This window comes from Enterobacter sp. E14S (assembly GCF_055666685.1).
In genome coordinates this window covers 542258-564678 of the sequence record NZ_JBVODQ010000001.1, presented here as the reverse complement: position 1 = coordinate 564678, position 22421 = coordinate 542258, and the positions used below count along the sequence as shown (strand labels likewise).

The window sequence follows — 22421 nt, the reverse complement described above, 5'->3', positions numbered from 1 at the left end:
CTGTAAACGAGGTAAACACCATGAGAGATTTTGAACTGCACGGCAGAGGTCACGGGCGCGGATTCGGTCGCCACCGTATGGGCAAGGGCTTAGTCATCGGCGCGGTAATTTTCATCGTGCTTGGCCTGCTGGTGATGACCCTGTGGAACGCCTTGCTCCCGGCCATCCTCGGCGTTAAGGCCATTGGATTCTGGCAGGCGCTGGGCATTCTGGTGCTGAGCCGCATTCTGTTTGGCGGGTTAGGTTTCCGTCCGGGGATGTTTGGCGCGCACCGCCGCATGCACGAGCGCTGGATGAACATGACGCCCGAGCAGCGTGAGGCGTTTATTCAGCAGCGCCGTGAAGGGTTTGGTCGCCACGGTCGCGGCCACTGCGGCTGGCACGGCCATCGTGACGATAAGCGCGACGACGCCACGCCAAAAGCGCCGGACGCAGAGTGAGCGAGATGAAAGCCGGGGAGGCGGGCGGATCCATGCTGGTGTCGGCGCTCAACGCCTGCCGCGCCCGGCTGACAGCCTTCATTCGCGGGCGGACATCCGTTCGCGATGATGCCGACGACATTTTGCAGGAAGTGACCTATCAGCTGATGAAAGTGGAGCAGCCGGTCGAAAACGTCGCCGCCTGGCTGTTCCGCGCGGCGCGTAACGAGATGACCGACCGGGCGCGTAAAAAGCGCGAGGTGTCGCTCTCCGGCTATTTTACGGGCGAAGACGAAGAGGGGTTCCCGGAGGACGAGCTGGCCGAAACCCTGTTTGGCGTGCCGCACACGCCGGAAGAGGAGTACCTCAAAACGCTGCTGTGGGAAGAGCTGGGGCAGGCGCTGTCTGAACTTCCGCCGCCGCAGCGCGAGGCGTTTGAAAAGACCGAACTCCACGGCTACAGCATTAAAATGCTGGCAGAGGAGACCGGCGCCAGCGAACAGGCGCTGTTATCCCGCAAGCACAAGGCGGTGCTGTTTCTGCGCACGCGGCTGCGGGACGTCTACGACGCGCTGACGGGCGAATAGCGGTGACAGACAAAACCTTACACTTCCGGCACTTGTAGATTCATCACTATCGTTTATGATCGGGGCGTCTTGTTACTCTGGAACGTTATGCGCAACCGTCAGCTCCTCGGAAAATGGCTTTTGATCGTCACCTGTCTCGCGATGGCGCTTTGCCTCGTGCAGCGCGCGGTGTACCTCAACCATTTTTTACAGGGACTGGATCCGCAGATTTCATTGAGTGCAGATGCCCCGGCTCAAAGCAGCACCACTGAACAGCCCGGCCCGTCGCCCTGTCAGCTGGGCGCACACTCGCTGCTTTGCGCCCAGCCGCTGTTCTTCGACGGCGCGCTGCCGGCCATTATCATCTTCTTCGCGCTGCTGCAGCTGCTTACGCAGGGGCGGGTATTGGCTCCCGCGGAACAGCCCGTTCAGGCGCCGCCTCCCCGAATACACCTTAAAAACTGCGTTTTCCGTGAATGAAAATCATCGTCCTCACACGATAATTTTCACTGTTCACGGAGTAAAACATGGTTAACCTCTTCAGGGGATTCGTCTTCCTGTGGCTGTCCTGCATCGGCATTGTCCATGCGGCAGACACCGGCTGGCTGGTTTCCCCACAAAACGATCACGCCCGCATCCGCTTTCAGGCGGAGAGGGAACAAACGCACGTTAAAGGCCTGCTCACCGTTGAGCTAAAGCCCGGCTGGAAGACCTACTGGCGATCGCCGGGCGAGGGCGGCGTCGCGCCAAAAATCAGCTGGCCGGAAGGCGTGACGGATAGCTGGTCCTGGCCGGTCCCGTCGCGCTTCGATATCTCCGGCATGACCACGCAGGGCTATCACGACAAGGTCACTATCCCGATTACGCTCGAGGGGGTGAAGGGCGACACGCTCGACGGGACGCTCACGCTCTCGACGTGCAGTAACGTCTGTCTGCTGACGGACTACCCGCTGCACCTCGATTTTACCCAGCCGGTAGATGAGGGCTTCAGCAGCGAGTTCGAGCAGGCGATGCGCGCCGTGCCCGGTACGTCAGGCGTATCCACGGATCTTGCCGCCTGGCTCGCTGGCGACAGGCTGGTGATTACCGTCACGACGGACGGGAGGTGGGATAATCCGGGGATCTACTTTGACCCGCTGGAGGGTGACATTCTTCCCGGCGAGCCGGTCATCAAACACGACGGCAATACCCTTCGGGTGACGGTACCCGTGACCGACGAATGGGGAGACAAGCCCGCCTCGCTGGAAGGCAAGAGGCTGTCGTTTGTGCTGACCAGTGGCGGTCACGCGCAGCAAACCACCATGACCGTTGGCGCGACGCCCGCAGCGTCCTCCGCGCCTGAAGGGACGGGTAAAATGGTGCTCTTTGCGCTGCTGGGCGGGCTGATCCTCAACCTGATGCCCTGCGTGCTGCCGGTCATGGGGATGAAGCTTAACAGCATCCTGCAGGCGGGTTCGGACAGGCGCGCGATCAGGCTGCGCTTTCTGGCCACCAGCGCCGGGATCCTCACCTCCTTTATGCTGCTGGCGGGGATGGTGACCGCGCTTAAGCTGGCCGGGGCGTCGCTGGGGTGGGGCATTCAGTTCCAGAACCCATGGTTTATTGGCCTGATGGTCGCCGTCACCTTCCTGTTTGCGCTGAACCTGTTTGGCGCGTTTGAGATGCTGCTGCCTTCCGCCGCCACGGGACGGCTGGCGACGGCAGGAGGATCCGGGATTGGCGGCAGCTTTTGCGAAGGGATGTTCGCCACGCTGCTTGCCACGCCGTGCTCCGCGCCGTTCCTCGGTACGGCGGTCGCCTTTGCCCTTGGCGCGCCGCTGCACTCCCTGTGGCTGATCTTCCTGATGCTCGGCGTGGGCATGAGCCTGCCGTGGCTGTTTGTCGCCCTGGTGCCGAAAACGGCCATGCTGCTGCCGAAACCCGGCCGCTGGATGAACACGCTAAAAGTCGTTCTGGGCCTGATGATGCTCGCCTCCAGCCTCTGGCTGGCAACATTGTTGAGCGTGCATCTGGGCGAGGCGGTCAGCCAGATTGTGATGCTGGTGCTTATCGCCGTCGCGCTGGCGCTGTTCGCGCTGAAGGGGCAAAAATCCTCACCGCTGTTCTGGCTCGTGGTGATCGCGCTGTCGGCGTTTGGTGGGTATCAGGCGCGCGGGCTGCTTAACGCGCCGCCTGCCGCTCCGGCACAAAATGCTGCTCAGACCATCCCGTGGCAACCGCTCAGCGAGGAGGCCATCCAGCAGGCGCTGGCGCAGGGAAAACGCGTGTTCGTGGATATCTCGGCGGACTGGTGCGTGACCTGCAAAGTTAACGAGCATCGGGTGCTGAATCAGCCGGACGTTATTGCCGCGCTGCGCCAGCCGGACGTGGTGGCCCTGCGCGGAGACTGGAGCCAGCCGTCCGCGTTTATCGCCGATTTTCTGGCGAAGCGAAACCGTTACGCCATTCCGTTTAACGCAGCGTATGGCCCCGGTCTGCCTGAGGGCGAAATCCTCTCGCCGCTGCTGGACAAGCGCACTCTGATCGCCACCCTGAATAACGCAAAAGGCTAAACGCATTATGAAAAAACTCCTTATTACGCTTCTGCTCCTGCTGGCGCCGGTTCAGGTGTTCGCTGCCCAGCCGCTGACGCCGGACCAGGAGCAGCGTGCGCAGAAGATGGTGTATGATTTTCTGTTTAACGATCCAAACTCCCCGCGCATCGGTGCGAAAAACCCAAAGCTCACCCTGGTGGTGTTTACCGACTACAACTGTCCGTACTGTAAAAAATTCGATCCGTACCTGGAGAAGATCGTCGAAAAACACCCGGACGTGGCGGTAGTCTTTAAGTTTTTACCTTTCCGCTCGGAAAGTTCGCTGACCGCCGCGCGCGATGCGTTAACGCTCTGGCGTCAGGAGCCCGGGCAGTTTATGAAGCTTAACCACACTCTGATGGCGAAGAAGGGCTACCACGATGACGCCAGCATTCAGGAGGCGCAGAAGCGGGCGGGCGTGAGCGTCGCGACGCCGGACGAGGAGAGCCTGATGACGATCAAGCGCAGCCTGATCGTCGCGGAAAAAATGGGGATCCAGGGCACGCCCGCCACGCTCATCGGCGAGGGATTGCTGCCCGGCTGGGTGCCGTTTGAACAGTTCGACGAAATGGTCAGTGACGCACTGAAAAACCGCTAACCTGAAGGGGGCGGAATGCCCCCGACAAACCGGAGAGGGAAATGAAAAAATTACTGTTACTTTCAGCGCTGACGGCGTCAGGGCTGGCGCAGGCGGCTGAAGCCATACCGGACGTGGTGAAGCACTTCAGCGAGCAGCAGAACATTAAAATTATCAAGAAGCTGGATGCGCCCGGCGGCGCACCGGCCTGGCTGGGGCAGTATCAGGACATGGGCGTGACGCTCTTTTTAACGCCGGACGGCAAGCACGTCATCTCAGGCTATCTGTACGATGACAAAGGAAAAAACCTCAGCGAGGGCTATTTCCAGAAAGAGATCTACGCCCCGATGGGCCGTGAGATGTGGAAGAACCTCAACGCGGCGCATCCCCTGAAGGAAGGGGCGGATAACGCCCCGCGTAAGGTCTTTGTCTTCGCCGATCCGTTCTGTCCGTACTGCAAGCAGTTCTGGGCCGAAGCGCAGCCGTGGGTGAAGGCGGGCAAGGTGCAGCTCAACACGCTGCTGGTGGCGTTTCTCAACCCCAACAGCGGACGTAACGCCTCGGCGATTCTGAATGCGAAAGATCCGGTTTCGGCCTGGCGCGAATACGAGCTTTCAGGTGGCAAAAAATTACCGAAGCCAGAGGGCGAGGCTTCCCGCGAAACGGTAGCGATCCTGCAGAAGCACCAGACGCTGATGGACAGCCTGGGCGCTAACGCCACGCCGGCCATTTACTATCTGAATGCGGAAAATGAGCTGCAGCAGGTGGTCGGTATGCCGGATGCGCAGCAGCTTGAGGCGATGTTCGGGCCGAAGCCGTAAAAAAACAGGCAGAAACGGGGCGTTTCTGCTGATGGCATTTAGCTTCCCCAGCGTCCTTTCAGGTAGTTCACCGCCTGCTGGGTCTGCGGCTGGTTCAGGTAATCTTCCCGGAACAGGATGGTGCCGTTGACGTTGGGCAGCGAATCGTTGAGATCGAGCTGCTTTTTCAGCTCCGGCACGCCGCCCTGAACCGTCCAGTCCGGCTCGTTTCTCGACGGCTCGCCCACCTTGTAGAACGCAATGCCGATATACAGGCGAGTGTGGGTCGGCTTCACGACGTCGGCCCACCATTTGGTCAGCACGTCGTAGCGCGCGGCGTCCCGGGAGAAGGGCCAGTAAATCTGCGGAGCGATATAGTCCAGCAGGCCCTGCTGAACCCACTGACGCGTATCGGCGTAGGATTCATCGTAGGCCGCGGCGCCGCGGGTGTCCGAGCCTGCCGGGTCAAACGAACGGTTACGCCACACGCCCGCCGGGCTGACGCCAAACTCAACGTCGGGCCTGGTCTGCTTAATCGCGCGGGAAACCTGGACGATCAGCTGATGCGTGTTGTGTCTACGCCAGTCAGCCTTTGAGGCAAATCCCTGCCCGTACTGCCGCCAGGTCTGCGAGTCATTGAGCGCTGATCCTGGTGATTCGGCGTAAAAGTAATCATCGAACTGCACGCCGTCTACCGCGTAGTTTGCCACCACTTCGGTCACCACTTTGGTTATCCAGTCGCGCACTTCCGGAATACCGGGGTCGAGCACAAAACGGTCGCCCGAGATGCGCACCCACTCAGGGTGCTGGACATAGACGCTGGACGGGGTCTGATAGGCGGTCCGGTTCAGGGCGGCGATGGTGGACGGTTTGGTGTTGGTCGACACGCGGTAGGGGTTGAACCAGGCATGCACCTTCATGCCGCGCTTGTGCGCTTCATCCAGCATAAACTGCAGCGGATCGTATCCCGGATACTCGCCGATGTTGCCCGTCAGCATATCCGACCACGGCAAAATTTTTGATGACCAGAGGGCCGTGCTGTCCGGCTTCACCTGGAAAAACACCGTGTTAATGCCGAGGCGCTTGAGGTTGTCGAGCTTGCTTGTCAGCGCCTGCTTTTGCATCGCGATGCGCTGGTCCGCGCTGCGGCCGTTCACCGAGGCTACCGGCGGCCAGTCGAGACGAGAGACGGTTGCCAGCCAGATCCCGCGCATCGGCTCGTTTGCCTGCTGCGTCGGTTTGCTCGCGGTGGGAAGAGGGGTAACCAGTGATTTCGGCGGTTTGGAGGAGCAGCTCACAAGTAAAAGCGCGCAGGCAGCCAGCGCACCAATCCGTTTTACGTGTCGCGTCATTTGCGTATTAGCTCTTGATAATCCGACTGTTGGCCCAGGGATTAAAGGCGGGCGCCGCCTGTTCTGTGCTTACCTCATCGTGGAGGGAGTCCAGATACAGGGCTTCGACTTCCGCGCGCGCCCACGGGGTGCGGCGCAGAAATTTCAGGCTCGATTTAACGCTGGGATCTTTTCTGAAACAGTTAATTTTGATTCGGTCGCCCAGCTCGCTCCAGCCGTATTTTGCCACCAGGGCATTGACCATCATCTCCAGCGTTACGCCATGCAAAGGATCTTTGGAAATATGTGCAGTCATAGGTGTCCGGATGTCTCAATGTTTGTGGGGGCAGGGTTTCCGGTGAAAGGGTACAAGAAAGCAGGGGAAGCGGCAATTTTCCTTTTCCCTCGCTCATTTTATGACGGACTCCGTGCGCTGATTTTCACCAACTCTTTTTCCCGCCTTGTTTTCAATCGTAAACCCGATCGATACCTCATCCTGACCCACGGGCGTGGCCGTCAGCGTTTTGACCATCGTTCCCGAATCTGCGGGGATCGTCATCGTCATCATGCCCTTTGCCAGCACCTTATCGCGCTGGGTGATACGCCATGACAGACGGCACTCGCTGCACGGTTTCCAGGCGTCGTTGATGGCCCAGAGACGCACGGTCGCCGCCGTGCCGGATTTCCACTGCGGGGTGACCGGTTCAATAGAAGGCAGAACCGGCTGGTATGCGCGTTTTAACGCGTAAAAACCGGCTTTAGGCTTACGGAGATAGTCCACCACGCCCCAGTTGATGGAGGGCCAGGTCTCGACAAACATAAAGTGGAAAAGGGCCGTCACCGGCTGGTAGCGCTGTCGGCGGTAGCTCTCGGCAGCCGTGGCGACGAGCCGCGCCTGATACGCCTGGGTATTGCGGATCATTTCCTGAATGTTGTTTCCGCGCGGGATACCGGCAAATTTAAACGTCTGAAAGGGCTGGAAGTTATGATATTTCCAGACGCTCCAGCCGGGATCGTCAGCAGCGGTGGTTTTTGGCCAGAGATGCGCAGCCGGGATGATGGTTTTTAGCGTGGACAAGCGGGGCAGCGCCTGCGCACCAAACTCGGTGATGATCCCCGTTTTGGCCGGCGTCAGCAGGTCACGTACGCTACCGAAATACCAGCCCGCCCAGTAGTGCTCCTCAACGGCGGAAAAGCGATGCACGATGCGGGAGGTATCTTCGGCAAGCGTATCCGCTACCCGCTGCGTGAGCTCGCGGTTGAGGTTTTTGTTCCAGTCCGGGAAGCGTTTTTCCATCCACGGCGAATTCCAGGGCGGTTCGTTATGGCCTCCCCAGACGATGATGGCAGGTGAGTTGCCAAACTGTTCGATCATCTCCCGCGTCTGTCGTACCGCATTTTTGGTAAAGGCGTCGCTGCTGTCGTAGCCCCACTGCAGCGGAACATCCTGCCAGATCATCATGCCCATTTCATCGGCAACGTCATACAGCGCGCGCCCGGCAACGTGTCCGTGCACGCGAATGGCGTTCGCATTCATGGCTTCTGCCAGACGAAGATCGCGACGATATTTTTCTCGCGTCATGGTGCCGAGCCAGGGAGAACCGATGTAATTGCTGCCCTTAACAAAAAGGCGCCTGTCGTTAATGAGCCAGCCTTTGTTGTCTGGCTGCTCAACGATCTTGCGCAGTCCGGTGCGGGTGACCGCCGTATCCATTAACCCTTTTTCATCCCGTAATGAGACGCGAACCGTGTACAGATAGGGTTTCCCGGTGCCGACCGGCCACCACAGTTTTGCCGCAGGCATGGGCAGCGTAACACGCGCGGAATGGGCGCCGTTTTTCAGGGTAACCGGAAAGTCTGCCTGGAATCGCTTGCCGCTGAAATTGGCGGGTGTGGCGGTGAGCCGCGCGGTTGCCGGGCCCTGACCGAGCGCGCGATAGCGAATCTCAGCCTTCAGTGCAGGGCTTTTCAGCCCCTGCGACCAGTCAGGCCGAAGGATGATTTCATCCAGGGTGGCGCCCCGGCTCAGATGCAGCCTGACCGGTGCCCAAATGCCGCCAGAGTTGGCGTCCTGTCCTTCCGGCGACCAGGCGCCGCCGGGGCGCGTGTCATGCTGATTAAGAATCCCCTTCATGACCGTTTTATGCAGCGGCCAGACCTTGTGCGGATCTTCGTAGGGGCTATCCACCCGAACCACTAATTGGTTGTGACGTTGTAACGCGGCGCTGGCGTCCAGCGAAAAGCGCTGAAAATAGCCCTCGTGCTTGCCCAGCGGCTGGCCGTTTAGCGTCACCTCGGCAAGGTAATCGACGCCGTCAAACACCAGGGTGCTCATCACGTCGGGCGGTTGAAGGGGCAGCGTAAATGCGTGCTTATACCACAGCGCGCCCTGACGATCGTACCCCGCGCTGTACCAGTTGGCAGGGACCTTCAGCCCGCGCCAGCCTGACGCGGGAGGAGGCGTGCCGTCGTTGGCATCCTGAACCCGCCAGGTGCCAGCAAGTGACCAGCTGACCGGCATCGGGTTCGCCGCCAGCGGTGGAATAAACAGCGCAAAGAGCAGCGCGCAGCTACGGGTCATGGTTCGTTTACCCCTCGCGCGTTGAGCCACGCCATCAGGCGCTGCGATTCCATTTGAAGACGCTCGTTTAGCGTCGCAAGCTGTTGCCTGTCCTGCGCGTGCGCCTCGTTCTCCAGCGCCTGCAGCTGACGGGCGAGCAGCCCGAAATCCAGCGTGACGGCTTCTCCGCGAAGCTTGTGGGCCGCGCGGCGCAGCGCTTCGCGGTCATCGTCGTCGATAGCCCGGGCGATCGCTCTTATGGCCTCCTCCAGCCCTTCGCCAAACAGGGCCAGCAGCTCCTGAACCAGGGCAGGGTCGTCAGCGCACTGTTTCAGCAGGCGCGCTTCGTCAGGAAAAACGGGGGAATCATCATGATGCTCGAGCACGCGAGCTATCTCCTCAGCGAGACGCTCCTGGCTGATGGGCTTGGCAATGTAGCCGTCGAAGCCCATGTTAAGACAGCGCTCCTTATCCCCCTGCATGGCGTGTGCGGTCATGGCGACGGCGGGCTGAGCCGGTCCAGGCCGGGAGCGTTCCTCCTCGCGAAGCAGGCGAATGGCGGTCTCCCCGTCCATCTCGGGCATCTGAAGATCGATCAGCAAAACGTCCCACACGCCCGTGCGCCAGCGTTCAAGCAGCGCGACGCCGTTGTCGACGATCTGACAGGTATGACCGAGGCGCTCCAGCAGGCGCGCGGCGACCTTCTGATTGACCAGATTATCTTCAGCCAGCAGGATCCGCAGCCCCGTAGCGCCCGGGGCGGCGACGGGGGCGGGCGCGGTTTCCCCCACGGTCTTCGGCGCACGTTCAAACGCCGCGGCAATCGCCTGATGCAGCTCGTCCTGAGCAATAGGCTTATGCAGATAGTTTTTGATGCCGATCCGCTTCAGCATATTGATATCAAAATGTCGGCTCATGGAGCTCAGCATGATGATATGGCTTTCAGAAATCTGCGGCAGAACCGAAAGCTCAAGGGCCAGAGACACGCCGTCCATATCCGGCATCTGCGCATCCAGCAGGATCAGCGGCCAGGCACTCGCTTTAACCCGGTTGATGGCCTCGCTGGCGTTGTTGACGCAGGTGGGTTTTAGCCCCATCTGGCTCAGCATGGCGGCCAGCAGACGAAGGTTGGTTTCGTTGTCATCCACCACCAGCACGGGTTCCCCGTTAAAGCGCTGGCTGCGCGGGCGTTCCTCAGGGATAAGACACTGTGTTGAAAGCGGCAGAACGAACGAAAATTCGCTGCCTTTCCCCGGCTCGCTGGTGACCGTCAACTCGCCGCCCATCGCCGCAACCAGTCGCGAAGAGATGGTTAGCCCGAGCCCCGTGCCGCCGTAGCGGCGGGTGGTTGAGTTATCCGCCTGGCTGAAGGCTTCAAAAATGGCCTTTTGCTTATCAGCCGGGATACCAATACCGCTGTCGCGCACCCGAAAACGCCAGTGATTCGGGTCATCTCCGGATTCAACAATCAGGATAACTTCTCCCTGGTGCGTAAATTTCAGCGCATTACCCAACAGATTGGTCAGAACTTGACGCAGCCGGGCACCATCGACCAGCAGCACGTCGGGAACGTCGGGTGCAATATCAACCAGAAGCTCGATGCCTTTTTCGCTTGCGCCCGGCATATGCGGGCGAATAAGCGACTGGATGAAGGGGCGGACAGGGACAGGTTCCGCCTCCAGCTCCACTTTGCCAGCTTCAATACGGGAAAAGTCGAGAATATCGTTGATGATATGCAGCAAAGACTGGGCAGAACTCATCACCAGCGTCAGGTAATCGCGCTGATCGGCGTTGAGAGTTGTGTCAAGGCACAGCTGGGTCATGCCAATAATGCCGTTCATCGGGGTGCGGATTTCATGACTCATGTTCGCCAGGAACGCGCTTTTCGCCTCATTGGCTTTTTGTGCCTCAAGGGCCGAGGCGAACGCCTGAATTTCAGCCTCTTTGCGCCGCGTAATATCCTGCAGCGTGCCAATAACGCGCTCGGCGTTTCCCTCAATGGAGAGTGTGACCACCTGGCCTGACAGCAGCATCCAGCGCAGTCCTTCGGTAGGATGATGTACGCGAATTTCACATTCAAAGACCGGACGATGATCCTGCTTCGAAGCGTGCAGCGCCTTGCGCAGCGCTGCACGATCGTCCACGTGGACCTGATTGAGCAGAAAACGAACCGGATATCGCCACTGTGTGCGCGACTGACCCAGCATGGCAAGCAGCGTGTCGTTAACCTGTAACGCGTCGCCGGAAACCTGCCAGTCCCAGATCCCAATATGAATGGATTCCGCCGTCAGCAGAAAATCGTCATGCAGCTGGTGACGCGCGCGCTGCGCCTCATCCAGCTCCGTAATATCGCTGTGCAGGCTGACAATTCCGCCGTCCGCCAGGCGCTGATGCTGGACGAAGATCCGCCGCTGGCCAACTTGCCGCACCTCACAGTGTTTATCCTGCCGACAGTTGCGCACGACCGACTCGCGCAGCGTCTGGCGCAGGCCGGGGTCGACGTTGTAAACAGCATCGATAAAGCGTTCCGCGAGCGCTTCAAGCGTTGTGCCCGCCTTCAGCCACGGGGTGATGACCGGATAAAAAAGGGCCACGTTGTGATTCCAGGCCTGCAGGCGCTCATCGCAGTCATAAATCATGACGGCGGCCGGCAGCGCGTTAAGATCGTACGTGAACGAACTCATCGTGATCCTCCCTACTCGCGGTAGTGCAGTTCTGCCTGTCGGCGCAGGTATTCCAGCCCGGGCGCGATAGCCATCGCCCAGGCCGTCAGGATCTCATCGTCGCACTGCGGGTCGCGCTCGCTCACCGCGTTCAACATCGCTTCGCGCCAGAGCGCGAAAAATCGTGGGGGAAGGTGCAGTCCGTCGTCGTTTTGCTCCCGCGCCAGACGCTCGAGAAAATCAGGGACGATCAGGGCGCCGTCGACCGCAAGCATGGCGAAGAAACTTTTAAACAGGGTTTGCTGACCCTCTCGATCCGGCAGGCGAGAAAAATGCTGCTCCGTCTCGGGTGACATATGGACGAAGGCGTCATAGAACGTCTGAAAAAACGCTGTTTTGTCATTATCCGGAAAGACGCGGTTCAGACTGGATTCAAACAGATCGCGGTAAAACTTCACGGCGTCCTCCTTACGGCGTTTTCGCCCGGCAGACAGTGCCCGACTGGCGTATATTCCTCTGCCACACGGCGCGTAAAGTAGCTCTCTTTCTTAGACCGGCGGGCGTCAAACAACGGCCCGGCGTTGTGCTTAAAGAAAAGGGCTTCCAGAACCGTGGCATTGGTAGAAAGGGTCAGGGAGGCGTTGGTATCGCCCGTGGCTTCAAGGCGGCCTTCGTACCAGCCTTTCTGCGGGTCGTTAAGGTGCTCGGTGACCGACATCAGCACGTCGGTGTAAGGGGTGTCCCACAAGGCCCACAGCGCAAAGACCGCTTTTGTCGACACCTGCGCGAAGCGGGTGTAATCCCGGCCATCATCGCCAACAGAGTTCCAGGCATAGCCATTTCCCCAGACCGTATCCTGTATATGCCAGGGTGCCTGAGGGAGTGAAAAATCCGCTCTGGCCGTCAGGATCTTATCGGTCTCCCAGCGGGTCTTCTGGCTTAGCCAGACGTTTTCCGCCTGCTTGCGCAGGCGCTTTTGCAGATCGGCCGCAACGCCTTCCGGCTCCCAGCCAAACTCCAGGCCCGGCAGCATATAGGGAAGGGTGGTTATCAGGGAGGGCTGCCACGTGGTGCGCGGATCGCGGGCGTCCACGGCAAGGCGCCGCTTGGCGATGATGACGTGGTGCGTCGGTGGCGTAAACGCTTTATCCGGGGAAAATCCCCACAGATGAAACGCCGTCGCGGCATATTCGCTTTCGCCCAGACGCAGTTCTTCCCGGACCACCGGCTGGCCGTTTTGGAGGGAAGAGGACCACAGTTCGCCTGCACCATCGATGACCGGGCAGAAGTTCCAGCGCAGAATGATTTTATCCAGATACTCGCTGTACTGCGGCTCCCGCACAGCGGTGAGGCGCAGGGCGAGCATCAGGCGAGCCATGTCTCGTGCGGACCAGCCATTTTTAGCGGGCTTGCCGCTAAAGTCGATCGGCGCCGCCGTCTGGCTGGAATAGAGCCGTCCTGGCGTTCGGGTCTCGGTCAGCATCAGGCGGTTGAGAGTGCCCATCAGCCGCGTCAGGCGGGCGTCATACTCGGCCTCATCAATCAGTCCCAGCTCTTTTGCCGCCAGCAGGGCGATAAGCGTATCGCCCATTTGCCAGAGCGTGACGCGGGGCTGTTTGTCGCTCCCGTTGACCAGTCCGGTTTGCGGCTGGGTATTGTTGACGAAATAGCGCCAGGCGATCGCCGCCCATTTCTGTTCCTCCGGCGTCAGGGCAGCGATACGCGCGCTGGAGTGCCAGCCGCCATTGATGAGCCAGCGCCAGCCAGCCCCCTGATGGCCAAACAGCGTAAAGATGACCACACCTGCGAGGAGTAATCCCGCGAGCCCTCTGGCTATGGTTTTAAGCATTGCGCAGTCACCGGAGGCAGTTTAACCGGCTCGTCCGCGCTGCATGACGCGCACTGACAGGCCTGGCAGGCGGGTTTGGTGCGCTGCGTGACGCCGGTCCGGTCGCACCAGCTTTTTACGGCCGGCGTGCTGGCAAGGAACGGGCGGCTGCGCAGGGCGTTGTTCTCTTCAAACTGATCGAGCAGCTTTTGATCCCACAGCGACGGCGCAAAATCCTTGCTTTTCGGGTTGTCGGTGTTGAAGGCCAGCAGTTTTCCCTCTTTTTTGAACAGCAGGGCCTCCAGCATGATGCCGTTATTGTTCGCGGTGAACTCCTTGATCGGCCCGTCGCCGTTTTCATACAGCCCTTCGTAGTAGCCTTTTCCCTCTTCGTTGGCATTCTCAATGGTGTTCAGCAGGCGGTCGGTATAAGGCGAATTCCACAGGACCCACATTCCCAGCGCCGCCTTCAGTGAAATGGCGGCAGCGTTAGGGACGAACTGGCCCTTGTCGGTGATGGTGTTCCAGTTGTATCCGTCGCTGAAGACGGTGTCATAGACGAAGTATGGCGCTTTATCGAGCTGGTGCTCAGAGCGCGCGGTGAGGACGCCGGTGATGGTATAGCGGTTCTCCTGAGCCTGATAAACGCGATCGGCAAAGTTTTTCATCCACGTCAGGGAGTAGTCGCGCGGGGCGTTATCCCGGTCGGTCGGCTTATCGAAGCCGAACTCCAGACCGTAGAGCAGGTAGGATTCCGTCACCACGTAGTTATGCTGAGACGTGTTGCGCGGATCGCGTGAATCATACGGAACCAGCACGCAGTAAATCTCGGCCAGCTCGTACGGCTGCGGACGGCTGGCTTTACAGGTATTGAACCCCCACAGCTGAAAACCTGCCGCGCCGTACTCTTCATAGCCCAGGCGGCCTTCCTGAACATACTTCGGCTGGCCGTTCTCCAGATAGGCTCCGTACAGCGTGCCGCAGGGGTCGATCGCGTGGCTGAAATCCCAGCCGAGCACCACGTTATCAATGCTGTTGCCGTATTCCGGGTAACGCTCTTTGATGATTTTCAGCCAGACCAGCATTCGCCCGATATCCAGGGCCGAGAAGCCAATTTCGCCGGGCTTGTTGGTGTAGTCCACCTTCTGGCCGCTGATGGTGTTATAGGCTTTGTTGGGCAGCTCGTTGCGGAACAGCACCAGGGTGTTAAGCGTGGCGAGAAATTTCAGCATCCGGCGATCGAACTCTGCTTTATCTATGATCCCCAGCTCGCGGGCTGCCGTCATGGCGGCGATATAGGAGGCGCTGTCCCACATGGTGGTGGAAGGATATTTGTTGACCGCATTCACCAGGCCCGTCGTGGGCTGATAGTTGGAGACGAAATACTGCCAGGCGTTTTTCGCAATGGTCATCTCTCGGGCCGTCAGCTCGCCGCTGCGCGGGGCGTAGCCTGACGCAGGCAGCCCGGTTTCCGCGCGCGCGGTCGAGAGCGCCAGCCAGCAGATCGTTATTCCCGTAAGCAGGTGGAAAAGGATCGGGGATCTTGGCTTCATGGCGTTGCTCCTGCGGGAGTGGATGAATGAGTGGCTGTGGAGAAGCAGGCCAGACAAAGCATCTGGCCGTGCGCGATATACGACAGACTTTCCAGCACGATGGCGTTGGTGTCGGCGTCCACGACGCTATTAACGCTGTTATTAAGATTGAAGCCGCGTTGCCAGCCTTTACCCGGCACCAGAAGCGGCAGAACCTGCTGGCGCAGCGCCTCGCTCCAGCCATTGCGGAACAGGGCATACCAGGCAAACGCGGTGCGGGTAGAGGCGATCGCCACCTTCTCCGGCACCTCTTCGCGCAGAGCGCGCGCCTGAACTGGCTGCCTGTTTGGCAGATCGGTAACGTAATCCGGTGCCGGTTCAGCATAATCCGTGCTGATGGGAGGTTTTGGTGAACGCAGGCCGTGGCGCCGCTGCTGGATCTGCATAATCCGCCACGCAATTTCAGCGCTCTGCGCGTCAAAACCCAGTTCGAGTCCGGTTAGCAGATAGGGCAGACTGATCAGGGAGGTCTGCTTGCCCCAGGGCGTGCGCAGGCCTTCATCAGGAACCATGATCCCATCCAGGTCGATCATCTTTTGCCCTTCGGGCGGATTGGTGACCGCCAGTCCCGCCGCACTGTCAATCAAGCGCAGCGTATGGCTGGCATAGAGCCGGTAGCCAAAGCTGTCTCGCTGCTCGTCGGCAGCCAGCGTCCAGTGATGGAGCGGTACCGCCGCCTGGCTTTGGGTGCTGTTTTCCATCAGCGCGCCGGTGCGCCAGACGCTAAACAGATCGCGGATAGCGGCCGCGTGCTGAGGATAGCGCCACAGAATGGTCTGCAGCGCCGTCAGCAGGCGGCTCAGGCCTATTGAGGAGGCGTCGGGTTTCCCCAGAATTTTGAGTGTGTCCGCATGGTAATACGCGGCAGGGAGGCCTTGTTCATTGAGCGGCAGCTGCCCCAGCGTAAACAGGGCCGCGCTGACCCTCTCGTCAAACTCATCGGTGGAAATGATATTGAGCTGCTCTGCGGCGGCGGTCGCAAACAGGTAGCTCCCTACGCTCCAGAGGCTCAGCCAGGGCTCACCGTCGCTGGCGTTCGCCAGGCCATTTGGCTGGGTATTGTTCACATAGTATTGCCAGGCTACCCGCGCCCAGATGGCCTCGTCATAGGTCAGCTCGCGTTTTGCGGGCAGCGGAGGGAAGTCTTTACTGAGCGCGATGCCGCCGCTGCTCTCCACGCGCGAAGGCATTTGTTTCTCAACCCATACCACAATGGCAAAGCCGAGCAGGAACCCCAGCAGAATAGTGAGATAACTGCGCGCGGAAAGCAGGGCATCACGTATTCTCATTGGGTGACCTCATCGTCTTCGGCTGGCGTCCACATGGCTGCGAATATCAGCGGCAGCATGGCGGCGATGTTCACTCCTCCCCAGAAAATATTGATGACGTAACCGGAAGGATCGTCGACCTGGCCGCGTGCAACCTGAATCCCTCCCCAGACAAGCCCTGCGAGGGTCAGCACCACGATGGCAATCTGCGGCTTCACCAGATAGAGAAAACGGCCCGTCTGCCGCTCTTTTGGCGTGACGTGAAATTTGATCTGCTCGCCCCGCAGCACCGTATTGAGCGCGCGCAGGTTCATGGAAAAGAAGGAGAGGTAAGAGGCCCTGCCGTCCCAGGCCGAAATCCCCCATGTCCCGAACATAAAGGCCAGCTCGGAGAAAATAAAAAAGGGGAGAAAGTGGAGATAGAACGGCGTCGACCAGGCCGATACCGGCGGAATGCCGGTGAACAGATAGATAATGGGCGAGATCAAAAATACCGTGTTCCACACGCAGGCCATATAGGACCAGAAGGTCGTGGCATACATCAGCGTCTGGGGGAGTGAAAGCCTGAAGCGACGACGGCTGAAGATGTTGTCATGGAATAAAATATCCAGCGAGCCGGCGGCGTACTTAAAGCGCTGGATCATCCAGGTCAGCATATCCTGCGGAGAGAGCATCTTCGACTCAACGCGCGGGTGCATGACCGAACGCCAGCGTCTTGCGGCGTCACCGTGCAGCAGCACCGAGGTGTAAATATCTTCGGAGACGTGGAATTTATAGGGCGTTAACTCAGTGTCAAATGCCACGTGCGGGCGCATCGCCTCCTGGAGCGCGCTCCGCGTTTCGTCATCGCGAATGTCGCGGGTATGGCGATGGATCTCCTCTTCGACGGACCAGACGTAGCTTCTCAGCGCGGCCTGCATAACCGCCTCGCGACGGTGGATGGACGCCGCGCCGCAGCAGAACGCCGCGTTCGCCCAGTTGCGCCGCCGCAGGATCACGTCATAGAACATGCGCGGATCGTTAAAAAACGGGTCGCGGCCAACCGTGACCGGGCCGACACACTTTTGAATCAGCCAGCCCAGGCCATAGCCCACTTTTCCCGCTTTCCGCTGGCCCCAGCGCGACAAACTTTCGCCTTCCGGGAGATCGAAGAACCACTGCGGCGTCTGCACCCAGGCCACGTCCGGGTCGCGGAAATAGCCCAGCGTATGGCTGAGAAGGGTGGGAAATACCCGGGTATCGGCGTCGCAGATGACAAGAAAATCGCCGTCGGTTTGCTCAAGACCATTGCGCAGATTACCGGCCTTAAATCCGATGTTGGTCTGGCGACTGATGTAATTGACGCCTTCCTCATCGCAAACGGCTTTCATCTCCGGGCGACGGCCGTCATCGAGGACGTGGATCCGGTAGTCAATCGGGTACGGGTAATCCATCTTGAGGGCGTCGCGAATGGACAGCCTCACCAGCTCGGTGTCTTCGGAATAGGTGGCAATGAACAGATCCACCTTAACGGGACGGGGTTCTACGGCCTCCTCCGGTGCCAGGCAGTCGTTAATCTCGCTCGGAGGCGGACTCTGGGGAGGATCCTGTTCTTTCCACAAGTTGATGGTAAACAGCACGGTTCCTATCCACGCCAGGGTTTCGGCAAGTACCAGCGGTATGGCGTACCATAAGGCGTCCGTATTCAGGGAAGCGGTCCAGCGCCAGTAAATATAATTTGCGCCCAGAATAAGCGCCGCGACCGCTAACACCTGCCAGGTCATCATTACCCAGCGCGGCGTTTTTAACGGTTCCGGAGGTCGACGATGTTCAAAACGGGAAAAATAAAAATCCATAGTTCCGGCGTTCCTGATTCCGTGAAAATGCAGACCCATTCTGCTGCGCAGGCAGTTGCCCAAAAGCGAAAGAAAATAGCGATTAAACAAGATTTAAGATAAGTGTAGAACGCCGAATAAAAGTGTCCAGCGCCGTTTTTATTAACATGTAGCAGCAGTTAATTCGGGTTTAATTCTGCTTAATACACCTCATCTGCCGGCGATAAATTGCAGTTACTATTCCTTTAGTCTATCTACTTTATTTAGACCTTGATTTTCGTTTTCAGGCAAAGGACACCCTATGAGCCATGTTGCGCCGCCGATCGCGCAAGCAGATATAGTGAAATCAACATCATGGCGGTATGCCATTGCAGGTGCCCGGGACCTGAGAATTGACTTTATGCGCGGCATTGCTCTCGTCATGATGGTCGTGGCGCATACGGAGGTTATGTCGGTATTTAATATATTCTCCTGGGAGCGTTTTGGATTAACCACAGGTGCAGAAGGTTTTGTCATTCTCTCGGGATTTATGTTGGGGATGTTGAATCGCGCTCGTCTGCAAAAAGTCGTATTACTCACGGTTTCGTGGGGGCTTTATCTCAGAGCGTGGAAAATATATCGTGTAAATATCATTATCATAGTGTCGTTTATTCTCCTGGCATATATCCCGCATATTAATCTTTTCGAGGTCACTCATTTTACCGACCGCTTTTCGGGTGAAAGCTGGTCGCTTTATCCGGTCACGCCGCAAATAAAAGAGACCTGGTTTAACATTATCCTCTATTTGCAGATTGGCCCTCATCAGACCCAAATTCTGGGGCTGTATATCTTTTTGCTGCTCTTCAGCCCACTATTTTTGGGGATGCTACAGAAGGGTAACGTCTGGTGGCTGCTGGGGGCGTCTCTGCTGGTATACGGCCTGTGGCAGCGGTGGCCGCTCCGGCTGACGCCGTCGGAGTTCGAATTTGCCTTTCCGCTGCTGGCCTGGCAATTCATCTTTGTTCTGGGCATGGCCAGCGGCTGGTATAAAGCCGAACTGATCTCTTTCGCACGCACGCCTGCAGGTAAAGTGGTGGTGGTTGCGCTGGTGACAGTGGCGCTCATTCTGGGGTTCATAGCACAGAACCATACCAACCCGTTTATGCCCCCCGCGCTGCTGATGCATGTGATTCCGCCTGACAGCTTCAACACCTTTTATCACACCTGGGCGGCGAAAAATGGGCTGGGCCCGGTGCGGGTATTGAACGATATCGCCCTGATGGTTACCGTCTATCTGGTGCTGACATACTGCTGGACGCCGCTCAACCGCCTGCTGGGATGGTTTCTTATTCCGTTAGGCCAGCACTCGCTTTATACCTTCATTTTGCATGTGTACGTGGTGCTGCTGGTGAGTCAGTTCATCACCTTCGATTTGTGGCGTCATGCCTGGATAGAAAATACGTTAGTGCATGCTGCGGCACTGGGCATTTTGTGGCTCATGGCAAAATACAACGTCGCAGCACGCTGGATACCTAACTAAGGATGGCGGTTATGCGCGAAAAATGGCTCCTGGCGGGCGTCTTACTCGCTGCAATACCCGCGGCGGGTGCGGCGCAAAGCAGTGAGAAAGAGACGTTGCGCGATAAGAACGGCGAGCCCGTTCAGGCAGGCGTATTTACCAGCCGGTGGGGGCGCCTGTTCTCAGGAAATGACAAGAAATTTTCAGGCGCCCTGAGCTTTAGTTCTGGACTGAAAGAGCAGATGGTGAGCGTGCCCAACAGCTCGGACAGCGCCGCCCAGGCGAAAAAAATTAACCAGACGCTGAATCTTAGCCTGCAGTATTCCCCCTACAGCTTCTGGTTTGCCAACATCACCTCCCGGTTGCCGGTCAGAGATACCACCCGCTATACCGCCGATTTTCGCTACAGCTTCGGCTATGACGATTGGCATGCCAATACGTTCAGCCTGGTCTACGGTAACTACGGCGATAACCACTTCTGGACGTCGGGTAGCCGGAGACACACCTATTTCGAACAGGGAGCTTTTACGCTGGCCTACAAGTTTTCGCTACCGAAACCGGTTGAAAACACGCTCCTGATTAATAAAGGCGACTCTATCATTTGCCAGGTCGGGTACAGCTGGGTTCCGCGCTACTACGACCTCAGCAGCGATGACATCCGCAAAAATAAAAATGTTATGCTCGGCGGCTGCGGCTATACCTTCAAACAACATTTCTTCGTTCGCGCAACGGCATTCTGGTTCCCGGACAGCAGCCAGCAGCAGCCCTGGAACGGCGATTACAGCTACAGCTTTGGCTATGCGGGCTATACGCCGGGTTCGTTCTCCATCCAGTACGCAAACTATGCCGGGACGCGCTATCCGGGGCACGGCAACGGTAACGCAAAATTCAGGGAAGGGACCGTGAGCCTCATCTGGTTCTTACCGCTATAGGAGGGATGCATGTCAGCGCTGCACGTGTTAATCGTTGAAGATTCGCTGATTTATCGTCGGTTACTCTCCCGAATGCTCGCCCAGTGGGGGTATATCGTGAGCGAGGCGGAAAATGGCGTCGCCGCGCTGGAAATATTGTCCAGCCAGCCGATCAGCATGGTGATAAGCGACTGGGAGATGCCGGAAATGGACGGGCTTACGCTCTGTCAGACGATCCGCAGCCGTCAGTTTGGCCACTATGTGTATATCATTCTGCTCACGGCCCGCGAGAATGCCGGAGATTTAACGCAGGGTTTTGATGCCGGGGCGGATGATTTTTTAAGCAAACCCGTCGAACAGGCTGAGTTACGGGCGCGGCTCCATGCCGGGGTACGTATTTTGACGCTGGAAGCGACCCTTGCGGCGCATAATAAGCGCCTGAGTGAAGCGTTACGCCAGATTGAACAGGATCTTGAGCTGGCGGCGCGCGTTCAGCACTCGGTGCTGCCTTCACACCGCCTGCGCTTCGGGGACTACTTTTCCGACTGGCTTTTCTTACCGTCTGCCTGGGTATCGGGCGATGTCTTCAATATTTTTCCTCTGGACTCTCATCTGGGGTTCTATTGCGTTGACGTGTCCGGTCACGGCGTGGGGGCCGCGATGATGTCCCTGGCCGTGGCGCGTCAGTTCCTGCACGGCCGGGTGGTGGACCGTTTTTTGTTTACCGTAGAGGGCGGAATTCAGTCGCCTGCCGAGGTCGTCAGAATACTGAACAGCCGCTTTTGCAGTGAAGAAAACGACATCACCAGCTATTTCACCATCATCTACGGCGTGATCGACCCCGTTAGTGGTCAGGGACTGTTGTGTCAGGCGGGGCATCCTACTCCCGTGATTGTCAACGCAGAGAGTGCCGTCACTTACGTTGGTGAGGGTGGACCGCCTGTCGGACTGATGCCCGACCTGAGCTGGGAGGACGTCGCTTTTACCCTCAATCCAGGGGATCGCTTATGCTTATTCAGTGACGGCATCACGGAGTGTGAGAACAGCGATGGCGAGCAGTTTGGCCCGCAACGTCTGGAACGCTGGCTTCATGAGCATGCCCATCTGCCGGTTGACGAGCTCCTGCCGCGGTTCGGCCAACACCTGACCGGCTGGCGCAATGCAAATAGACATGAACCGACCGCCTTAACCGATGACGTTTCACTGTTAGCGATTGAGCGTCAGGGAGAACAGAATGATTATTAACACTGAACGATTACCGCATGCCAACATTCTTACGCCAGCGGTCCGGCGGCTGGATGCGTCCATTGCCGCGACGTTTAAGGCTACTGTCACGGAAGAAATTGGCAGCGATCGTAAAGCCTTAATTGTCGATTTTAGCAAAGTGGACTTTATCGACAGCAGCGGGCTGGGAATGCTGGTGTCGTTGTTTAAGCTGATGAACGGGAAAGGCGAAATGGCGCTGTGCTCCCTGAATCCCGGGATCATGAACATGTTCACCCTGACCCGAATGGATCGCATCTTCCGCATCTATCCGGATAAAAACAGCGCGCTTGCGCAGCTGGGGCAGTAGATGCAGACGCCGGAGTATGCGGAATTTCCGGCGGAGCTCGGCTCCCTGACGCCGCTTGCTGGCTGGCTGGGAGACCGTCTGAGCGCGCTTGCCGTTGACGATGAGTGGCGTTTCGCGCTCGATCTGGCCGTCTGTGAAGTGGCGACGAATATCATCCGGCACGCGCTGCATGAGGATGCCTCACGCGCATTTAGCGTAGAGTTCGACATCCGGGACCATAATGTCCGCGTTGTTTTTACCGACGCGGGCGATGCATTCCCGCTGGAGCGGCTTGAGGCCGCCCGACGAGACCGCTTCTGCGAAATCTCGCCGCTGCTGGAGAGCGGCAGGGGACTGATGCTCATTTTGCTGAGCGTCGATCGTTTCTCGGTGGAGCGAAAGGCGGATAAAAATATTGCCACGCTTGAAAAGAAAATCAGCGTATGACCTGCGGGCCATACGCCCAAAC

At 58.4% G+C, this 22421-nt stretch carries 20 protein-coding genes; 11 read left to right on the top strand and 9 right to left on the bottom strand.

Features of this window, described 5'->3' with window-relative positions; genetic code table 11:
• Positions 1-20 precede the first annotated feature (20 nt).
• From ACZ6J2_RS02685 to dsbG, 6 genes are all read left to right on the top strand, one after another.
• Positions 21-440 carry a hypothetical protein gene (locus tag ACZ6J2_RS02685; RefSeq protein ID WP_048223304.1) on the top strand — a complete coding sequence of 140 codons (420 nt, stop codon included), beginning with the start codon at positions 21-23 and terminating at the stop codon, positions 438-440.
• A gap of 5 nt (positions 441-445) precedes the next feature.
• Positions 446-1006 (top strand): RNA polymerase sigma factor, encoded by a 561-nt coding sequence (locus tag ACZ6J2_RS02680; RefSeq protein WP_471725059.1) that lies wholly within the window; start codon positions 446-448, stop codon positions 1004-1006.
• A gap of 87 nt (positions 1007-1093) precedes the next feature.
• Positions 1094-1465 carry a hypothetical protein gene (locus ACZ6J2_RS02675; RefSeq protein ID WP_471724710.1) on the top strand — a complete coding sequence of 124 codons (372 nt, stop codon included), beginning with the start codon at positions 1094-1096 and terminating at the stop codon, positions 1463-1465.
• A gap of 47 nt (positions 1466-1512) precedes the next feature.
• Positions 1513-3537, top strand: a complete 2025-nt coding sequence (locus ACZ6J2_RS02670; protein ID WP_471724709.1) for a protein-disulfide reductase DsbD family protein — start codon at positions 1513-1515, stop codon at positions 3535-3537.
• A 7-nt stretch (positions 3538-3544) separates the two neighbouring features.
• Entirely contained in the window at positions 3545-4156 is a 612-nt protein-coding gene (locus tag ACZ6J2_RS02665; protein ID WP_033145606.1) for a DsbA family protein, read from the top strand.
• 41 nt (positions 4157-4197) lie between these two features.
• A complete protein-coding gene (gene dsbG / locus ACZ6J2_RS02660; protein ID WP_047060912.1) occupies positions 4198-4956 on the top strand; it encodes a thiol:disulfide interchange protein DsbG in 759 nt (252 codons plus the stop codon).
• A 38-nt stretch (positions 4957-4994) separates the two neighbouring features.
• Here the strand turns inward: dsbG and ACZ6J2_RS02655 are convergent, their stop codons facing one another.
• From ACZ6J2_RS02655 to ACZ6J2_RS02615, 9 genes are all read right to left on the bottom strand, one after another.
• Complete coding sequence (locus ACZ6J2_RS02655) at positions 4995-6287, bottom strand: glycoside hydrolase family 10-like protein (protein WP_471724708.1); 1293 nt, start codon at positions 6285-6287, stop codon at positions 4995-4997.
• A 7-nt stretch (positions 6288-6294) separates the two neighbouring features.
• The gene (locus ACZ6J2_RS02650) at positions 6295-6582 is read right to left on the bottom strand and encodes a VF530 family protein (RefSeq protein ID WP_471724707.1); all 288 of its coding nucleotides are present in this window, start codon (positions 6580-6582) and stop codon (positions 6295-6297) included.
• Between the two features lie 93 nt (positions 6583-6675).
• A complete protein-coding gene (locus ACZ6J2_RS02645) occupies positions 6676-8847 on the bottom strand; it encodes a glycoside hydrolase family 2 protein (RefSeq protein ID WP_471724706.1) in 2172 nt (723 codons plus the stop codon).
• Complete coding sequence (locus tag ACZ6J2_RS02640) at positions 8844-11510, bottom strand: hybrid sensor histidine kinase/response regulator (RefSeq protein WP_471724704.1); 2667 nt, start codon at positions 11508-11510, stop codon at positions 8844-8846. The genes ACZ6J2_RS02645 and ACZ6J2_RS02640 overlap by 4 nt, the downstream gene beginning before the upstream one ends.
• Positions 11511-11521: 11 nt before the next feature.
• Positions 11522-11947 carry a globin family protein gene (locus ACZ6J2_RS02635; protein WP_048701779.1) on the bottom strand — a complete coding sequence of 142 codons (426 nt, stop codon included), beginning with the start codon at positions 11945-11947 and terminating at the stop codon, positions 11522-11524.
• Positions 11944-13338, bottom strand: coding sequence for a DUF3131 domain-containing protein (locus ACZ6J2_RS02630; RefSeq protein ID WP_471724702.1), 1395 nt, complete (start codon positions 13336-13338; stop codon positions 11944-11946). Before ACZ6J2_RS02630 ends, ACZ6J2_RS02635 begins: the two co-directional genes overlap by 4 nt.
• A complete protein-coding gene (locus tag ACZ6J2_RS02625) occupies positions 13323-14870 on the bottom strand; it encodes a DUF3131 domain-containing protein (protein WP_471724701.1) in 1548 nt (515 codons plus the stop codon). The genes ACZ6J2_RS02630 and ACZ6J2_RS02625 overlap by 16 nt, the downstream gene beginning before the upstream one ends.
• Positions 14867-16198 (bottom strand): DUF3131 domain-containing protein, encoded by a 1332-nt coding sequence (locus ACZ6J2_RS02620; protein ID WP_471724700.1) that lies wholly within the window; start codon positions 16196-16198, stop codon positions 14867-14869. Before ACZ6J2_RS02620 ends, ACZ6J2_RS02625 begins: the two co-directional genes overlap by 4 nt.
• Positions 16195-18012 carry a glycosyltransferase family 2 protein gene (locus tag ACZ6J2_RS02615; protein ID WP_063439426.1) on the bottom strand — a complete coding sequence of 606 codons (1818 nt, stop codon included), beginning with the start codon at positions 18010-18012 and terminating at the stop codon, positions 16195-16197. Before ACZ6J2_RS02615 ends, ACZ6J2_RS02620 begins: the two co-directional genes overlap by 4 nt.
• A gap of 280 nt (positions 18013-18292) precedes the next feature.
• On the opposite strand from ACZ6J2_RS02615, the gene opgC reads away from it, so the two are divergent.
• Genes opgC through ACZ6J2_RS02590 form a run of 5 tightly spaced genes read left to right on the top strand, consistent with a single transcriptional unit; the run spans position 18293 to position 22399 of the window.
• Entirely contained in the window at positions 18293-19510 is a 1218-nt protein-coding gene (gene opgC / locus ACZ6J2_RS02610; RefSeq protein ID WP_471724699.1) for an OpgC domain-containing protein, read from the top strand.
• Positions 19511-19521: 11 nt separating this feature from the next.
• Positions 19522-20421 (top strand): hypothetical protein, encoded by a 900-nt coding sequence (locus tag ACZ6J2_RS02605; protein WP_471724698.1) that lies wholly within the window; start codon positions 19522-19524, stop codon positions 20419-20421.
• 9 nt (positions 20422-20430) lie between these two features.
• Positions 20431-21645, top strand: a complete 1215-nt coding sequence (locus tag ACZ6J2_RS02600; protein ID WP_471724697.1) for a PP2C family protein-serine/threonine phosphatase — start codon at positions 20431-20433, stop codon at positions 21643-21645.
• Complete coding sequence (locus ACZ6J2_RS02595; RefSeq protein ID WP_048974795.1) at positions 21635-21973, top strand: STAS domain-containing protein; 339 nt, start codon at positions 21635-21637, stop codon at positions 21971-21973. The genes ACZ6J2_RS02600 and ACZ6J2_RS02595 overlap by 11 nt, the downstream gene beginning before the upstream one ends.
• On the top strand, positions 21974-22399 hold the full coding sequence (locus tag ACZ6J2_RS02590; protein WP_471724696.1) for an ATP-binding protein: 426 nt from the start codon (positions 21974-21976) through the stop codon (positions 22397-22399).
• Positions 22400-22421 lie beyond the last annotated feature (22 nt).

What these genes read in the sequence shown, in the direction of transcription:
- ACZ6J2_RS02685 (WP_048223304.1), top strand. Translation starts at nt 21, where the DNA reads ATGAGAGATTTTGAACTGCACGGCAGAGGTCACGGGCGCGGATTCGGT.
- ACZ6J2_RS02680 (WP_471725059.1), top strand. Translation starts at nt 446, where the DNA reads ATGAAAGCCGGGGAGGCGGGCGGATCCATGCTGGTGTCGGCGCTCAAC.
- ACZ6J2_RS02675 (WP_471724710.1), top strand. Translation starts at nt 1,094, where the DNA reads ATGCGCAACCGTCAGCTCCTCGGAAAATGGCTTTTGATCGTCACCTGT.
- ACZ6J2_RS02670 (WP_471724709.1), top strand. Translation starts at nt 1,513, where the DNA reads ATGGTTAACCTCTTCAGGGGATTCGTCTTCCTGTGGCTGTCCTGCATC.
- ACZ6J2_RS02665 (WP_033145606.1), top strand. Translation starts at nt 3,545, where the DNA reads ATGAAAAAACTCCTTATTACGCTTCTGCTCCTGCTGGCGCCGGTTCAG.
- dsbG (WP_047060912.1), top strand. Translation starts at nt 4,198, where the DNA reads ATGAAAAAATTACTGTTACTTTCAGCGCTGACGGCGTCAGGGCTGGCG.
- ACZ6J2_RS02655 (WP_471724708.1), bottom strand. Translation starts at nt 6,287, where the DNA reads ATGACGCGACACGTAAAACGGATTGGTGCGCTGGCTGCCTGCGCGCTT.
- ACZ6J2_RS02650 (WP_471724707.1), bottom strand. Translation starts at nt 6,582, where the DNA reads ATGACTGCACATATTTCCAAAGATCCTTTGCATGGCGTAACGCTGGAG.
- ACZ6J2_RS02645 (WP_471724706.1), bottom strand. Translation starts at nt 8,847, where the DNA reads ATGACCCGTAGCTGCGCGCTGCTCTTTGCGCTGTTTATTCCACCGCTG.
- ACZ6J2_RS02640 (WP_471724704.1), bottom strand. Translation starts at nt 11,510, where the DNA reads ATGAGTTCGTTCACGTACGATCTTAACGCGCTGCCGGCCGCCGTCATG.
- ACZ6J2_RS02630 (WP_471724702.1), bottom strand. Translation starts at nt 13,338, where the DNA reads ATGCTTAAAACCATAGCCAGAGGGCTCGCGGGATTACTCCTCGCAGGT.
- ACZ6J2_RS02625 (WP_471724701.1), bottom strand. Translation starts at nt 14,870, where the DNA reads ATGAAGCCAAGATCCCCGATCCTTTTCCACCTGCTTACGGGAATAACG.
- ACZ6J2_RS02620 (WP_471724700.1), bottom strand. Translation starts at nt 16,198, where the DNA reads ATGAGAATACGTGATGCCCTGCTTTCCGCGCGCAGTTATCTCACTATT.
- ACZ6J2_RS02615 (WP_063439426.1), bottom strand. Translation starts at nt 18,012, where the DNA reads ATGGATTTTTATTTTTCCCGTTTTGAACATCGTCGACCTCCGGAACCG.
- opgC (WP_471724699.1), top strand. Translation starts at nt 18,293, where the DNA reads ATGAGCCATGTTGCGCCGCCGATCGCGCAAGCAGATATAGTGAAATCA.
- ACZ6J2_RS02605 (WP_471724698.1), top strand. Translation starts at nt 19,522, where the DNA reads ATGCGCGAAAAATGGCTCCTGGCGGGCGTCTTACTCGCTGCAATACCC.
- ACZ6J2_RS02600 (WP_471724697.1), top strand. Translation starts at nt 20,431, where the DNA reads ATGTCAGCGCTGCACGTGTTAATCGTTGAAGATTCGCTGATTTATCGT.
- ACZ6J2_RS02595 (WP_048974795.1), top strand. Translation starts at nt 21,635, where the DNA reads ATGATTATTAACACTGAACGATTACCGCATGCCAACATTCTTACGCCA.
- ACZ6J2_RS02590 (WP_471724696.1), top strand. Translation starts at nt 21,974, where the DNA reads ATGCAGACGCCGGAGTATGCGGAATTTCCGGCGGAGCTCGGCTCCCTG.